Below are 14,936 nucleotides of genomic sequence, written 5' to 3'. Positions count from 1 at the left end.
ATCGCAATGATGAAAGTAAAACGAAAAATGAGGTGGAAAACGCGCTATCTGACGGTGGCGAGCCTGTTGATGCTGCCGATCGCGGCCGCGGCGGAGAACTCTCCGGCGATTAAGGCATTGCTGGATCAGGCTGCGTACTGGCATGAAAAGGCGCACAGCGATCTGACCAATGAGGCGTTAAACAAGATACTGGAAGTCGAGCCGAATAACGTCGATGCGTTGTACCTGTTGGCTTTATATGCGCAGCAAAACGGCGACGCCGCCGCCGCGCAGTCCTGGCGTCAGAAGCTCGCCGCCTCGTCGCCGGGCGATAGCCGGCTGGACGAGTTGGATAAGGCGCGCGCCTTGACGTCGGTGCCGCCCGCGCAATTGGCCAGAGCCCGCCAACTGGCGGCGCAGGGTAATTTTGCCCGCGCTATTGAAAGCTATCGCGCCCTGTTTAAAGGGGAGCGGCCGCTGGATAGTCTGGCGGTCGAATATTATCAGACGATGGCCGGCCTGCCGGCGTTGCGTCCGGAGGCCGTCAGCGGTCTGCAACGCCGGCTGACCACGCATCCCGGCGACGCTTCGGCCCAGCTTGCGCTGGCGCGTATTCTGACTTACGACGAAACGACCCGGCGCGCCGGGGTTGACCGTTTAGCCGCGCTGGCGGCGCAGAACGTCTCCGGAGCCGATCCCGCGTTGAAGCAAGCCCTGCTGTGGATGACGCCGCAGTCCGGCGATGAAGCCCTTTATCGCGATTATCAGCGGCGCAATCCCGCCGACCAGGAGGTTCTGGCGCATTATGAGAGCAATTTGGCGGGCATCGGCCTTGGTCAAGGGTACGCCGCATTGCAGCGTGGCGATCTGAACACGGCGAAAAGCCAGTTCGAGACGCTGCTGGCGCAGAAGCCGCAGGATGCCGATGCGTTGGCCGGACTGGGCTATATCGCACTACGTAACGAAGATTTCATCGGGGCGGAGAATTACCTCAACCAGGCGATCAACATCGGCGGATCGAACCGCGAACGCTGGGAGGCGTTGGCGCAGGACGCGCGTTTTTATGCCGAGCTCAACAAGGCGAAACAGACCGCGGCCAGCGGCGCGTTGGATGAGGCGCTGGCGCTGAGCGCGCCTCTCAGCCGGCAAAGCGGCGAACGCGGCATCGCCGCCCAGCTATTTCGGGCCGATCTGCTGCGACGCAAGGGCGATGCGACCGCGGCTGAACAGGCCTATCGCAATATTCTTGCCGGCGCGTCGGAGAACAACGATGCGCGTCTCGGTTTGTATTACAGCTTGCAGGCGCAGCAGAAAACGACCGAGGCGCAGCAGGTGCTGCAAAGCCTGCCCGCCAGTCTGCGGCCGCAGAGCGCCGGAGGCGTCGCCAGCGTCGAACCGCTGCGGCGCGACGCGGCGCTGGCGCTGCAAGCCGGCAACGTCGAACGCGCGCTGGCGCTGCTGCGACAGGCGCAGCAAAGGCAGCCCGGGAACGCCTGGGTGCGGCTGGATATGGCCCGCATTCTGCAACAGCAGGGCAACGACGCGCAGGCCGAGGCGATTATCTCGCCGCTCGCGCAGCCGGGCGCCTCCAGCGAAAACCTGTACGTGGCCGCGCTGTTTGCCGCCGATAATGAACGCTGGGCGGAATCCGATGCGCTGATGGCGCGCATCGCGCCCACCCGACGAACCAGAGAAATGACCGCGTTGGCCAGACGCGCGCAGTTCAATCAGAACATCGCCCAGGCGCGCGGTTATTTGCAGCAGGGCAACCGAGCGGCGGCCGCCATGCTGCTGAATGAGCTGGCGAAAACGCCGCCTGATGCGCCGGCGAGCCTCGGCAATCTGGCTTTGGCGCTGCAACAGGCCGGCGATAACGCCAATGCGGTACGTCTGGTGCGGCAAAATATGCAGAAGGGCGCGCAGGGCAACGCCGGCGATTATGCCGACCAGATCAACGTCCTGAATCAGGCCGGTCTGACGGAGGAGGCTAACGCCTGGCTGAACAATCCCGCCATCCAGAGCCGCAGCTCGCCGGTGGATATCAGCCGATTGCGTACCGGCTCAATAATCAACGAGGCGGATACGCTGCGCGAGCAGGGACAATATGCTCTTGCGTACGATAAATTGATTGTCGCTCTCCAGCAGGATCCGCAAAACGATGATCTCATGCTGGCGATGGGGCGGTTATATCAGTCCGGTAAAATGAATCGGGAGGCCGGTCAGGTCTACGATTATCTGTTGCAGCGCGACGCGCAAAATCAGCAAGCGCGGGAAGGCGCGGTGAATGTCGCGCTGGCCAATAGCGATGTCGCGCGGGCGAAAAGCCTGATGGCCGGCATGAGCGGGCCGCGCACGCCGGAACGCCTGCTGCTGGCGGCGCGCGTGGCGCAGGCGGAAGGCGATCGTCAGCAGGCGCTGGCGTTGCTGCGTTCGGCCAAAGGGAAGATGATGGGGTTGCAGGGCGCCGACGGCAACGCGACCATCGCCGGGCTGCCGATCACCGACAACCCGTTTATCAACCGGCAGACCCGTACCAGCCGTAGTCCGTCGGCCTATGGCATGGTGCTGCCCTGGCAACTCTCTCCGCGCCAGGCGGATAATCGTTACGATCTGAATAGCGGTACCGGACAGGTCGCGGCCAGTCGCGCGGAGAACTCGACGCTGAGTCAGGTCGATCGCCTGCTGGATGAGGTGCAGGGACAGGAAGCCAACTGGGCGCAGGGAAATGTCAGCGTGCGCGGACGCGACGGGGAAAGCGGACTGAGCGAACTGACGGAAGCGAAAGCGCCGCTTAGCCTGTCCGGCGTGCCTTTCGATACCTCGCGTCTGAGTTTTACCGTCACGCCGGTGACGCTGAATGCCGGCACGCCGACCGGCACCGCCAGCAATCGTTTCGGTACCGGCGCGCTACAGCAAGCGCAACTGGCGCAAGCGGTAGTGACTGAGGCGCTGGCTAGCCTGCTGTCTGCCGGTACAATCACCAGCAGCGAATGGGCATCGTTGTCCACCCATACACTCGGAGAGCTGCAACAGGATATGCAAACTCGCTATAACACCAATACCTGTAGCACTTCGACCAGCCCAAGCTGTGAGGCGTATTCGGCTATTACCGGCCTTAATCCTGATACCTTCAACGCCGACTCGCCCGGATCGCAAAAAGCCAACGGCGTTGAGTTGAATCTGGCGCTGGCCGGCGACGGTTATAAAGCGGACATCGGCACTACGCCGCTGGGTCAGGATCTCAGCTCGCTGGTGGGCGGCGTGCAATGGTCGCCGAAACTGAGCGACTACACTACGCTTACCCTGAACGCCGAGCGGCGGCCGGTGACCGATAGCCTGCTGTCGTATGTCGGCGTGCGCGACAGGTTCGAAGGCAAAAAGTGGGGCGCGGTTACGCGCAACGGCGGCGGCGTCAACCTTAGCTACGACAACGGCGACGCCGGCTTTTACAGCGGACTGGGTTATTACAGCTACCTCGGCGATAACGTCGCCAGCAATAAGGGGCTGACCACCTCATCGGGCGTGTATATCCGCCCTTACCGCTATGACGATCGGGAACTGAAACTGGGCGTCAACGTCAGCTATATGGATTTTTCCAAAAACCTGAGCTATTTCAGCTATGGCCAGGGCGGCTACTTCAGCCCGCAGGATTACATCAGCGTATCGTTCCCGGTGGAATACAGCCAGCAGTACGATAGCTGGAGTTATAAACTCAGCGGCGCCGTCGGCTATCAGTCATACTCGCAAAAAGAGAGCGCCTACTTCCCGAATAATCCGGCCTGGCAGTCCGAACTGGAGTCGCTGGTGGCGGCGGGTTATGGCTCGGAAGCCTGGTATCCCGGTAAAAGTCAGAATGGGATTGGCTATAACCTGAAAGCCGAAGGAAACTATAAACTCAATAAAAACATGATAATAGGCGGGCAGGCCGGTTACGATACCTTCGGTGATTATTCCGAGAGTACGGCTTTGGTCTATTTCAGGTACTTACTGGATGGGAAATAACTATGCAAGCGTATGACCCCGTGGCGCATCAGCTTGAGTATTATCAGTACAGGCAGCAAAAGCCAGGCTGGCAGGATCTATTACAGGTTGTTTTTTCGGGTATTTTTTCTGATGCGGACGAGAACGACGCCCGCGATTTCCTGCGCCAGGCCGGTAAGCATCTGGCGCGTCGATACCCCCTGGCCGCCAGTCTGACGCTGGGCGAACTGGAAGATCGCATCAATCAGCGCCTGGCCGAATTTGACTGGGGATTTGTCAGACTGGAGCCGGCGGAACGGCAAATAACGTTATTGCATCAGGCGTGGCCGGCGCGGCTGCCTTCGGAACAGCAGCAAAATGAAGAGCAAAGCTGGCGTCGCGCCTTCACCTGCGTACTGGAAGGCCTCTACGGCGAATGGATGCTGTCCCAGAGCGGACATCCCCATGTTGCGGTACGCAAACAATCGAGCGACGTCGCAGGGCAGACTTTGGTTTTTCTTTATAAAAGCGGTTTGTGAAGTCAGGAGAAATGGTCATGCCCATGCGATGGATGAAAGGGATTTCGTTATTACTGCTATGGAGTTTGCTATCCGGCGGCGCGCTGGCGCAGGATAGCGGCTGGGAGCAGTTTAAGCAGCGCTATATTTTGTCGGAAGGCCGGGTGGCGGATACCGGCAATCATAATATCAGCCATACTGAAGGGCAGGGGTTTACCCTGCTGCTGGCGGTGTTCAATGATGATCGGCGCGCTTTCGACAATCTGTGGCGTTGGACCAAAACCACGCTGTACCAGCCCGACACCGGTCTGTTCTCCTGGCGTTACGATCCGGCCGCGCAGCAGAAAGTCGGCGATAAAAACAACGCCTCCGATGGCGATACGCTCATTGCGTGGGCGTTGCTGCTGGCCGCGGATAAATGGCAAAAACCGGAATACCGCAGAGAATCGCGACAGATTCAGGCGGCGCTGATTAAACATACGGTGATCCCTTTTGCCGGCTATCAGATCATGTTGCCCGGTATGAACGGTTTTAATCACACCAGTTCCGTTATTCTCAATCCGTCCTATTTTCTGTTTCCGGCCTGGCAGGCCTTCTACCGCGACAGCCGCCTGAAAGTGTGGTCTGACCTACAGCGGGACGGGTTGCGCCTGTTGAACCAGATGACCTTCGGTCAGCCGCCGTTGCCCGCCGACTGGGTTACGCTGAGCATCGACGGCAAGGTGATGCCGGCCGCCGGCTGGCCGCCTCGTTTCAGCTTCGATGCGGTGCGCATCCCACTCTATCTGCGCTGGGCGCGCGCCGATGAGCGCGCGCTGGCGCCGTTTCGTGTGTATTGGCAGCGTTTCACGCGCGAAAAGACGCCGGCATGGGTTAACGTCGTCAGCGGCGAACAGGCGGAATATCCGCTTCCCGGCGGGATGATGGCGATTCGCGATATCACGCTGGGGCAGGATGGTCTGGTCAGCGACCGGTTGCTGCCGGAAGAGGATTACTATTCGGCCAGCCTGCATCTGCTGGCCTGGTGGGCAATGCGCTAGCCGGCATACCGGCGGCTTAGCAAGTAGAGGGCGGGTTTGACGGCCCGCCCTGCGAAGATCAGATCGGACACTCCTGCGGCGTTGCCGGTATTTCTTCGAGCTTGAGCAGGGTAATCATGCTGTTGGCGATTTCCCGCTCGCCCATCACCACCTGATTGGCGCCGTGTTCGGTTATGTAGCTGACTTCATCATCATAATGAGCGCGGGCGATAATCTCTAAATCGGCGCGTTTCTCACGCGCCGCCGCGACGATTTCACCTGCTTCATAGCCGTTGGGGATCGTCAGCAAGAGCCAGCGTGCGCAGTCCAGTCGGGCGATTTCCATAATTTCCGGTTTCGCGGCATTGCCGAGCACCGCCTTGATGCCCTGTTCGCGCAACGCGTCGACCCGCGCGCGCGAGTTTTCGATGACCACCACCGGGATGCCTGCCTGATGAAGTTTGGCGCCGATCAGGCTGCCGACCCGTCCGTAACCGACCAGCAGCGCGTGGTTGCACATATCGACGGGAATTTGTTTCTCTTCTTCGATCGCTTCTTCCACTATCTGTTCTTCAATGGTTTCATTTTTAGCCAGATAGCGTTCAAGGAGCGTGAAGAGCACCGGGTTGATCATGATGGAGAGGATCGCGCCCGCCAGCACCAGGCTGCGTCCTTCCTGGGACAGTAAGCCCAGGGCAATACCCAGACCGGCAAGAATAAAGGCAAACTCGCCGATCTGCGCCAGACTGGCCGAAATGGTTAACGCGGTGCGTTTGGAGTGGCCAAAAAGGCGCACCAGCATGAATGCGGCGGCCGATTTACCAAAGACGATGATCGCCAGCGTAACCAGTACCGCGATGGGTTCGTTAATCAGGATCATCGGGTCGAACAGCATGCCGACGGAAACGAAGAACAGAACCGCAAAGGCGTCGCGCAGCGGCAGCGTATCGTGCGCGGCCCGCTGGCTTAGCTCGGACTCATTCAGCACCACGCCGGCAAAGAACGCGCCCAACGCGAAAGAGACATCGAACAGTTTCACCGCGCCAAAGGCGATCCCCAGCGCCATGGCCAGCACGGCCAGCGTGAACAGCTCGCGGGAGCCGGTGCTGGCGCTCTTTGCCAGCACCCAGGGAACCAGGCGACGGCCGACGACGATCATCAATGTGATGAAAGCGATGACTTTACCGATGGTCCACGCCAGGTCGCGCAGCAATTTACTGGTATCGGCGTGTTCCGCGCTAATCATGTCGCCGAAGGCGGGCAGCAGCACCAGCGTCAGCACCATCGCCAGATCTTCGACGATAAGCCAGCCGATGGCGATTTGGCCGCGCTGGCTATCGATAAGCTGACGTTCTTCCAGCGCGCGCAACAGCACGACGGTACTGGCCGTGGAAAGGCAGAGACCGAATACCAGACCGTTCGGCAGGCTCCAGCCCAGCAGGGCGGACAGCCCGATGCCGAGCAGCGTCGCCACCGCGATCTGAGCGATGGCGCCGGGAATGGCGATCGATTTCACCGCCATGAGGTCTTTCAGCGAGAAGTGCAAACCCACACCAAACATCAACAAAATGACGCCGAGTTCCGCTAATTCAGGCGCCAGCGAGGTATCAGCGACAAATCCCGGCGTAAAAGGTCCGACAAGCACGCCGGCGACCAGATAACCAACAAGAGGAGAGATGCGCAGGCGGTTTGCCAGAATACCGAGAAGGAAGGCAAGCACGAGCCCTCCGGCGATTGTTGAAATTAGAGGTGTTGCAGCATGCATCCCGACTCCTTTTACCATGTATGAAACGTGAATGAGCGGACTTCTTACATAAATTCTATTGTATATGGAGAAATGTTGCTTGGGAAAAATAGGTATTTTGCTAAAAATGTTGGCTTATCAGCTTATTCTCATGATAACACAGATTTAATCATGGTTTCTTCAGATAGGCATTGATAAACATGCGTAATTATCAATAGGAAGCCTGCCTCTTAACGCGTATAGATCAGGGTTTCTCCGGTCGGTCAGTAAAAATACGCTATCAGCCGGCGGGAAACCGTAGAAAATAAGGAATAAAAGGGCTGATGACGGATTATTTGGATGAAGCATCCATATTATAAAAATTTCGTGACAGCAAGAAGACAGCCATAAGCAGACTGTTATGTGATCTTCATAAAGAAGTCTCTATTATTAACCTATGCCGTCAGGATGAAGGCTATTGTGTCAATGGCTTATCATTGCGCTTTACAAATTCGCTCAGGTAGAGTTTCTTTACGGGTATTTTTTAAGACACGGAGATTTTTTATGCGTTTTTCAACAAAAACACTGGGATGCGCTTTGGCGGTATCCCTGGTGTTGACGCCTTATGGCGCAATGGCCTGGGAAAAAGATAAAACCTATTCCATCACCATCCTTCATACTAACGATCATCACGGTCATTTCTGGCACAACGATCATGGCGAATATGGACTGGCGGCGCAAAAAACACTGGTTGATGAGATTCGTCAGGAAGTCGCCGGCAAGGGCGGCAGCCTGCTGTTGCTTTCCGGCGGGGATATTAATACCGGCGTTCCCGAATCCGATTTACAAGACGCCGAACCCGACTTCCGCGGCATGAGCATGGTGGGTTACGATGCGATGGCGTTGGGTAATCATGAGTTTGATAAACCGCTTTCCGTACTGCGACAGCAGGAAAAATGGGCGAATTTCCCGCTGCTTTCCGCCAATATTTATCAAAAGAGCACCAATCAACGCTTATTTAAGCCGTATGCGTTATTTGATAAACAGGGGGTAAAAATCGCCGTTATCGGTTTGACCACCGATGACACCGTCAAATTAGGCAACCCTGAATATTTCACCGATATCGAGTTCCGCAAGCCGGCGACGGAAGTGACACAGGTGGTTGAAACGTTACGTAAAGACGAAAAACCCGATGTCATTATCGCGGCGACCCACATGGGACACTATGACGATGGTAATCACGGCTCCAATGCGCCCGGCGACGTAGAGATGGCGCGCAGCATTCCCGCCGGCTATTTGGATATGATCGTCGGCGGTCACTCGCAGGATCCGGTCTGCATGGCCGGCGAGAATAAAAAGCAGGTGGATTATGTGCCGGGTACGCCTTGCGCGCCGGATCGTCAGAATGGCGTCTGGATTGTGCAGGCTCACGAGTGGGGCAAATATGTCGGTCGCGCGGATTTCACCTTTCGCAACGGCGAGTTGAAACTGGAACATTATCAACTGATCCCGGTCAACCTGAAGAAGAAAGTCGAAACGGCGGATGGCAAAACCGAACGGGTGTTCTACACGCAGGAAATCCCGCAGGATTCGTCAATGCTGAAACTGCTGACGCCGTTCCAGGAAAAAGGACATGAGCAGCTTGACGTTAAAGTGGGTAGCGTCAAGGGCAATCTGGATGGCGATCGCAAGCAGGTTCGCTTCTTCCAGACCAATCTGGCCCGGTTATTGTTGACCGCTCAGCTTGAGCGCGCGAACGCCGACTTCGCTGTAATGAGCGGCGGCGGTATTCGTGATTCGATTGAGTCCGGCGATATTACCTATAAAGACGTGCTGAAAGTGCAGCCGTTCGCCAACACGCTGGTCTACGTCGATATGAAAGGCAGCGAAGTCGAGCAATATCTGGCCGTGGTGGCGAACAAAGTGGTGGATTCCGGCGCCTATGCGCAGTTCCTTAACGTCAGCCTGACGGCGGACGGCAAAGGCGTACGGGATGTTAAAATCAAAGGCGAGCCGTTGCAGGCGGATAAAGTCTATCGGATGTCCACGCTGAACTTTAACGCGATGGGCGGGGATGCCTATCCGCGTATTGATAGTTTCCCCAGCTATGTGAACACCGGCTTTATCGATGCGGATGTGCTGAAGCAGTATATTGCGAAAAACTCGCCGCTGGATGCGGCCGCCTTTCAGCCCAAAGGCGAGATAGTTTATAAATAGCGGCAATCAGATACAGGCTGAGCCTTGCCCGGCCTGTATCCTTCCTCAGTCTGATAAAAGCCGGTTGCTGACGCGGTCAGACAGGCACAGCAACCAGGCTATCGCAAAGATGACGGACGCGAAAATGATTGCGGCATGCGCCCATGCACGAGCTCATAGCGGCGGCCACGCTGCGAAACCAGGCGCTAAGCCCGCGTCGAGCGTTCGTTCCCCCGTTCTTTGAAAGATACCGTTCACCGCAGGATTCTAACCGCTTAGCACGCTATTTTGCCGGATAGTGAAATAGCGGCGGTTTGCTCTCGCGCGCTGAAGTAATGTCCTGCCACCAGCGGTGTTTCGGTAGAACATGATGACAACTTCATTTCCACGTCCCTGCAATCCTGCGCTGAATCCGAAAGATTTACCGGCGCATCCGGCCAGGCCGTCCCGGTTCTCCATGCTGTTGCCGCTGCTGTATCCACACTATTCCTTTTCATCTGGGCCAGATACGTGATGACCTGGGTTATTGCGTTGATTTTATTTAAAAAATATCAAAACCAAATCATTATGACTTTTATGAAGGATGTCTTATGAAGAGCGGTACCTTTCTTAAACACATCCCCTGGATAATCTTAGCGATTATCGGGGCTGCTTGTCTGGGCGTGGTTGCGTTACGCCGTGGCGAGCATGTCAGCGCGTTATGGATTATTGTCGCTTCCGTCGCCGTCTATCTGGTGGCCTACCGTTACTACAGCCTGTATATCGCCCAGAAGGTGATGAAGCTGGATCCCTCAAGAGCGACGCCGGCGGTAGTGAACAATGACGGGCTGAACTATGTGCCGACCAATCGCAATGTGCTGTTCGGCCACCACTTCGCGGCGATCGCCGGCGCCGGTCCGCTGGTCGGGCCGGTACTGGCGGCGCAGGTCGGTTATCTGCCCGGTACGCTGTGGCTGTTGGGCGGCGTCGTGCTGGCCGGCGCGGTGCAGGATTTCATGGTGCTGTTTCTCTCCACCCGGCGTAATGGCGCCTCACTGGGAGAAATGGTCAAGAAAGAGCTGGGACCGGTGCCGGGCACCATCGCGCTGTTCGGTTGTTTCTTAATCATGATCATCATTCTGGCGGTGCTGGCGCTGATTGTGGTGAAAGCGCTGGCGGAAAGTCCGTGGGGCGTGTTTACCGTGTGTTCGACGGTGCCGATCGCGCTGTTTATGGGCATCTATATGCGCTATATCCGCCCCGGTCGCGTGGGCGAGGTATCGGTGATCGGTATCGTGCTGCTGGTGCTGGCGATCTGGTTTGGCGGCGTGGTGGCGCATGACCCGTACTGGGGGCCGGCGCTGACCTTTAAAGACACCACCATCACCTTTACGCTGATCGGCTATGCGTTTATTTCCGCGCTGCTGCCGGTATGGCTGATCCTGGCGCCGCGCGACTATCTGGCGACCTTCCTGAAAATCGGGGTGATCGTCGGTCTGGCCATCGGTATCGTGATCCTCAACCCGGATCTGAAAATGCCGGCGGTCACGCAGTTTATCGACGGCACCGGCCCGGTATGGAAGGGGACGCTGTTCCCGTTCCTGTTTATTACCATCGCCTGCGGCGCGGTATCCGGTTTCCATGCGCTGATTGCTTCCGGCACCACGCCGAAACTGCTGGCTAATGAAAACGACGCCCGCTTCATCGGCTACGGCGCGATGCTGATGGAGTCTTTCGTCGCCGTGATGGCGCTGGTGGCGGCCTCTATCATCGAGCCGGGTCTGTACTTCGCCATGAACACTCCGCCGGCGGCGCTCGGCATTACCATGCCGGACCTGCACCGTCTGGGTACGGCGGATGCGCCGATGATCCTGGCGCAGTTGCAGGATGTCTCCGCGCACGCGGCGGCGGCGGTCAGCTCCTGGGGCTTCGTGATTTCTCCCGAGCAGATCCTGCAAACGGCGAAAGATATCGGCGAGCCTTCCGTTCTTAACCGTGCCGGCGGCGCGCCGACGCTGGCGGTGGGTATTGCGCACGTGTTCCACCAGATCATTCCGGGCGCCGATATGGGCTTCTGGTATCACTTCGGCATTCTGTTCGAAGCGCTGTTCATTCTGACCGCGCTGGATGCAGGCACCCGCGCCGGGCGCTTTATGTTGCAGGATCTGCTGGGCAACTTCGTGCCGTTCCTGAAGAAAACCGACTCGCTGGTCGCCGGTATTATCGGCACCGCCGGTTGCGTCGGACTGTGGGGCTATCTGCTGTATCAGGGCGTGGTGGACCCGCTGGGCGGCGTGAAGAGCCTGTGGCCGCTGTTCGGTATCTCCAACCAGATGCTGGCCGCCGTGGCGCTGGTGCTGGGTACCGTTATCCTGATCAAGATGAAGCGCGCGCAGTACGTTTGGGTGACGCTGGTGCCGGCCGTCTGGCTGCTGATCTGCACCACTTGGGCGCTGGGTCTGAAACTGTTCAGCGACAACCCGCAGTTGGAAGGCTTTTTCTATATGGCCAACATGTTTAAAGGCAAGATTGCCGAAGGCGGCGCGGACTTGACCGCACAGCAGATTGCCAACATGAACCATATCGTGACCAACAACTACACCAACGCCGGGCTGAGCATCCTGTTCCTGATCGTGGTCTACAGCATCATCGCGTACGGCATCAAAGCGGGGCTGGCTGCCCGCAAGAACCCCGAACGCACCGACCAGGAAACGCCTTATGTGCCGGTTCCGGAAGGCGGCGTGAAACTCTCTTCCGGCCACTAAGCCGGCGATATCGCCCGTCGGATTTCGCGAGGTCGCCGACATGACCGAGCAATGAAAGATGACGGGCGCAAATACCCCCTATAATATATAAATGTTATGCGGGGTATTTTTTATAAAGCGGCCGATGGCCCGGAGGTGATGATGTTCGGTAATCTGGGAAAGGCGGGCAAATATTTGGGCCAGGCGGCGCGCATGCTGGTTGGTATGCCCGACTACGATACCTACGTCGCGCATATGCAGACCAATCATCCGGATAAGCCGATGATGACTTACGAAGAATTTTTCCGCGAGCGCCAGCAGGCGCGTTACGGCGGCGACGGCAAAGGCGGAATGCGCTGCTGTTAGCCAATTGGAGCAGTTATGACTCAACCACTTTCTGTCACTATCCTGACCGGCTTTCTCGGCGCCGGTAAAACCACTCTATTACGACATATGCTCAATGCCGATCATGGCTATAAGATTGCCGTGATTGAAAACGAATTCGGCGAAGTGCCGATCGATAATGCGTTGATCGGCGAACGGGCAAGCAAAATCACCACCCTGAGCAATGGTTGCATCTGCTGTAGTCAGGCCAATGAGCTGGCCGATGCGCTGTTGGATTTACTGGACGGTATCGACGACGGGACGTTGGATTTCGATCATGTGGTGATTGAGTGTACCGGTATGGCCGACCCCGGCCCGGTGGCGCAAACCTTCTTTTCCCATGAGGTGCTCTGCGAACGCTTCCTGCTGGACGGCATTATTACGCTGGTGGATGCGGTACACGCTCAGCAGCAGTTGGATCGCTTCACCATTGCGCAGTCGCAGATCGGCTATGCCGATCGCATTCTGCTGAGCAAAACCGATATCGCCGGCGAAGACCCGGCCTTGATCCAACGCCTTCAGCGCATTAACGCCAGAGCGCCGATTTATCCCGTGGTGAACGGAGACATTGATTTAAGCGTCTTATTCAATATCGAAGGCTTTATCCTCAACGATAAGCTGGCGGTGACTACGCCGGTATTTCGCTTTATCGCCCCCGCGCAAAATGATATTCAATCGATCGTCGTTCAGCTTGATACCCCGCTTGAACTCGCCGCGGTGTCGGATTTGATGGAAAGTTTTCTGCTGAACCACGCCGAGAATTTATTGCGTTACAAAGGCATCCTGGCGATTAACGGCGATGCGCGCCGTCTGCTGTTTCAGGGCGTACAGCGTCTGTACAGCGCCGACTGGGACAGAGAGTGGCGGGATGACGAAGAAAGGCGCAGCGTATTGGTTTTCATCGGCCGGGATCTGCCCGAGCAGGAAATTCGCGACGGTTTTGCCCGCCTCACGGCGAACTGATATCGAACGCTGAGCGGCGGGTGATGCGCCCGCCGCGCGCCATGTCCGCGTCGGCCGGTACGGCAAACTCAGCCATCATGCTTGGCGACGTCGGCAAACTTCGCCTGTAACAGACTCGCCAGATCGCCGGCCGCCAGCTCGATATCCAGTCCGCGCTTGCCGCCGGAAATAAAAATGGTCTCGAAGCGCTGCGCCGTTTCGTCAATCACCGTCGGCAAGCGTTTTTTCTGCCCCAGCGGGCTGATGCCGCCGACCAGATAACCGGTGACCCGTTGAGCGATAGCCGGATCGGCCATATCGGCTTTTTTGGCCGACAGCGCGCGCGCCACTTTCTTTAAATCCAGCATGCCGGCGACCGGCGTCACCGCCACGGCGAGATTTTTTGCGTCGCCGTTCAGCGCGACCAACAGCGTTTTGTAAACCTGCTCTTTGTTCAGCCCCAGCTTTTTGGCCGCTTCCTCGCCAAAGTTCGTTTCGTCGCTGTCGTGGTGATAGCTGTGGACGGTAAATGCGATCTTGTTTTTCTCGAGCAGTTTAATTGCGGGTGTCATGATTCAAATATCCTTACGGGCGATATCCTGTTTTTTCTCGTCACGGGCGGCGGGTTGACGTCCTGTGCTTAGAAAATGGGTATTTCTCGCTCAATTAGCCTGTAATAACGTAGGTAGGTTGTCATCACCATATAAATGTAACGCGCCGACTGCAACCACATAGTTGCCGGGAGGCAGCGACCGGAGCTTTTGTTGCCAGAGGCGGTTGCGTTGATTCATCAGCAAATTATTCATTTCATCGCTGAACGTGGCGGGAAGCCGAACGGTCATTTTGCCCGGTTTACTGTCCAGCCACCAGCCGACCATGGTTTGCAACAGCCGGGCATTGGCATGCCAGTGCCTGATTGTATCCTGCAACAGCGGCAGGCCGCCCTGCGGCAGTTGGTGCAGTAAATCGATCTGCGTTTGTTGCCCTTCAAGCTCAATAATCTGCAACCCCTGGGCTTTCGCGGCGTTGATCAACTGATAGTCAATGCCGTAATCCGGGCGTAACCCCAACTGCTGCGCCTGGCGGGCCTGTAACATCAGCGCCGCCTGCCAGGCGGGAACGCGGTCGATGTAACTTTCGCTGAAAGACAGTTTTTCGCAGATTTGCCGCAGCTGACGATAATCATCCGGGCTGAGCCGTTGCGATAGCGGCGGCTCGGCCCCGGTCTGGTCGAAAGGGGAGCCGGTATCGGAAATATCGGCTTCGACAATCAGCGCGGTGGCGTTTTGCAACTGCTTCAGCAGCGTGTCGGGCAGGGGAGCCATATCCATGCTGCCCATATGAATGCTGCCGACCAGGTGCAGCTGACGCGCGTCCTCAAGCTGGACATCCACCGCGGGGTAGGCGTAAGCCAGCGGCGAGATAAAGCCAAGAAAAGTCGCAATGTTACGCAGCAGTTGCCCCATAGATCCTGTCTCCTGATTCTTGTCCG

Annotated in this window: 10 protein-coding genes; 7 read left to right on the top strand and 3 right to left on the bottom strand. The window is 57.4% G+C overall.

The window, feature by feature from the left end:
• The first annotated feature begins 9 nt into the window (after window positions 1-9).
• Genes ABRZ28_RS01655 through ABRZ28_RS01645 form a run of 3 tightly spaced genes read left to right on the top strand, consistent with a single transcriptional unit; the run spans window position 10 to window position 5,497 of the window.
• Window positions 10-3,981, top strand: a complete 3,972-nt coding sequence (locus tag ABRZ28_RS01655; RefSeq protein ID WP_442878664.1) for a cellulose biosynthesis protein BcsC — start codon at window positions 10-12, stop codon at window positions 3,979-3,981.
• A 2-nt stretch (window positions 3,982-3,983) separates the two neighbouring features.
• Window positions 3,984-4,478, top strand: coding sequence for a cellulose biosynthesis protein BcsD (bcsD, locus tag ABRZ28_RS01650; protein WP_330519340.1), 495 nt, complete (start codon window positions 3,984-3,986; stop codon window positions 4,476-4,478).
• Window positions 4,479-4,495: 17 nt separating this feature from the next.
• Window positions 4,496-5,497, top strand: coding sequence for a family 8 glycosyl hydrolase (locus ABRZ28_RS01645; RefSeq protein WP_330519339.1), 1,002 nt, complete (start codon window positions 4,496-4,498; stop codon window positions 5,495-5,497).
• Window positions 5,498-5,555: 58 nt separating this feature from the next.
• Here the strand turns inward: ABRZ28_RS01645 and ybaL are convergent, their stop codons facing one another.
• On the bottom strand, window positions 5,556-7,241 hold the full coding sequence (ybaL, locus tag ABRZ28_RS01640; RefSeq protein ID WP_319603515.1) for a YbaL family putative K(+) efflux transporter: 1,686 nt from the start codon (window positions 7,239-7,241) through the stop codon (window positions 5,556-5,558).
• Between the two features lie 522 nt (window positions 7,242-7,763).
• Here ybaL and ushA point away from each other — a divergent pair.
• The 4 genes from ushA (at window position 7,764) to yjiA (ending at window position 13,465) form a co-directional block, all read left to right on the top strand.
• Window positions 7,764-9,416 (top strand): bifunctional UDP-sugar hydrolase/5'-nucleotidase UshA, encoded by a 1,653-nt coding sequence (gene ushA / locus ABRZ28_RS01635; protein ID WP_330519338.1) that lies wholly within the window; start codon window positions 7,764-7,766, stop codon window positions 9,414-9,416.
• A gap of 569 nt (window positions 9,417-9,985) precedes the next feature.
• Window positions 9,986-12,139: a carbon starvation CstA family protein gene (locus ABRZ28_RS01630; RefSeq protein WP_319603513.1), complete on the top strand. Its 2,154-nt coding sequence runs from the start codon at window positions 9,986-9,988 to the stop codon at window positions 12,137-12,139.
• Window positions 12,140-12,280: 141 nt separating this feature from the next.
• Window positions 12,281-12,484, top strand: coding sequence for a YbdD/YjiX family protein (locus tag ABRZ28_RS01625; protein WP_121573326.1), 204 nt, complete (start codon window positions 12,281-12,283; stop codon window positions 12,482-12,484).
• Between the two features lie 15 nt (window positions 12,485-12,499).
• A complete protein-coding gene (gene yjiA, locus ABRZ28_RS01620; protein ID WP_319603512.1) occupies window positions 12,500-13,465 on the top strand; it encodes a GTPase in 966 nt (321 codons plus the stop codon).
• 68 nt (window positions 13,466-13,533) lie between these two features.
• Here the strand turns inward: yjiA and ybaK are convergent, their stop codons facing one another.
• Both ybaK and ABRZ28_RS01610 read right to left on the bottom strand, forming a co-directional pair.
• Window positions 13,534-14,016, bottom strand: a complete 483-nt coding sequence (gene ybaK / locus ABRZ28_RS01615) for a Cys-tRNA(Pro)/Cys-tRNA(Cys) deacylase YbaK (protein ID WP_319603511.1) — start codon at window positions 14,014-14,016, stop codon at window positions 13,534-13,536.
• A gap of 90 nt (window positions 14,017-14,106) precedes the next feature.
• Entirely contained in the window at window positions 14,107-14,910 is an 804-nt protein-coding gene (locus ABRZ28_RS01610; protein ID WP_319603510.1) for a TraB/GumN family protein, read from the bottom strand.
• Window positions 14,911-14,936 lie beyond the last annotated feature (26 nt).

Origin of the sequence: Brenneria sp. g21c3 (genome assembly GCF_040240345.1) — a bacterium.
GTDB lineage: Bacteria > Pseudomonadota > Gammaproteobacteria > Enterobacterales > Enterobacteriaceae > Brenneria.
The sequence above is the reverse complement of the archived record's forward strand: the minus strand, read 5'-3'. Positions and strand labels throughout refer to the sequence as shown.

What these genes read in the sequence shown, in the direction of transcription:
- ushA (WP_330519338.1), top strand. Translation starts at nt 7,764, where the DNA reads ATGCGTTTTTCAACAAAAACACTGGGATGCGCTTTGGCGGTATCCCTG.
- yjiA (WP_319603512.1), top strand. Translation starts at nt 12,500, where the DNA reads ATGACTCAACCACTTTCTGTCACTATCCTGACCGGCTTTCTCGGCGCC.
- ABRZ28_RS01625 (WP_121573326.1), top strand. Translation starts at nt 12,281, where the DNA reads ATGTTCGGTAATCTGGGAAAGGCGGGCAAATATTTGGGCCAGGCGGCG.
- ABRZ28_RS01655 (WP_442878664.1), top strand. Translation starts at nt 10, where the DNA reads ATGAAAGTAAAACGAAAAATGAGGTGGAAAACGCGCTATCTGACGGTG.
- ABRZ28_RS01630 (WP_319603513.1), top strand. Translation starts at nt 9,986, where the DNA reads ATGAAGAGCGGTACCTTTCTTAAACACATCCCCTGGATAATCTTAGCG.
- ABRZ28_RS01610 (WP_319603510.1), bottom strand. Translation starts at nt 14,910, where the DNA reads ATGGGGCAACTGCTGCGTAACATTGCGACTTTTCTTGGCTTTATCTCG.
- ybaL (WP_319603515.1), bottom strand. Translation starts at nt 7,241, where the DNA reads ATGCATGCTGCAACACCTCTAATTTCAACAATCGCCGGAGGGCTCGTG.
- ABRZ28_RS01645 (WP_330519339.1), top strand. Translation starts at nt 4,496, where the DNA reads ATGCCCATGCGATGGATGAAAGGGATTTCGTTATTACTGCTATGGAGT.
- bcsD (WP_330519340.1), top strand. Translation starts at nt 3,984, where the DNA reads ATGCAAGCGTATGACCCCGTGGCGCATCAGCTTGAGTATTATCAGTAC.
- ybaK (WP_319603511.1), bottom strand. Translation starts at nt 14,016, where the DNA reads ATGACACCCGCAATTAAACTGCTCGAGAAAAACAAGATCGCATTTACC.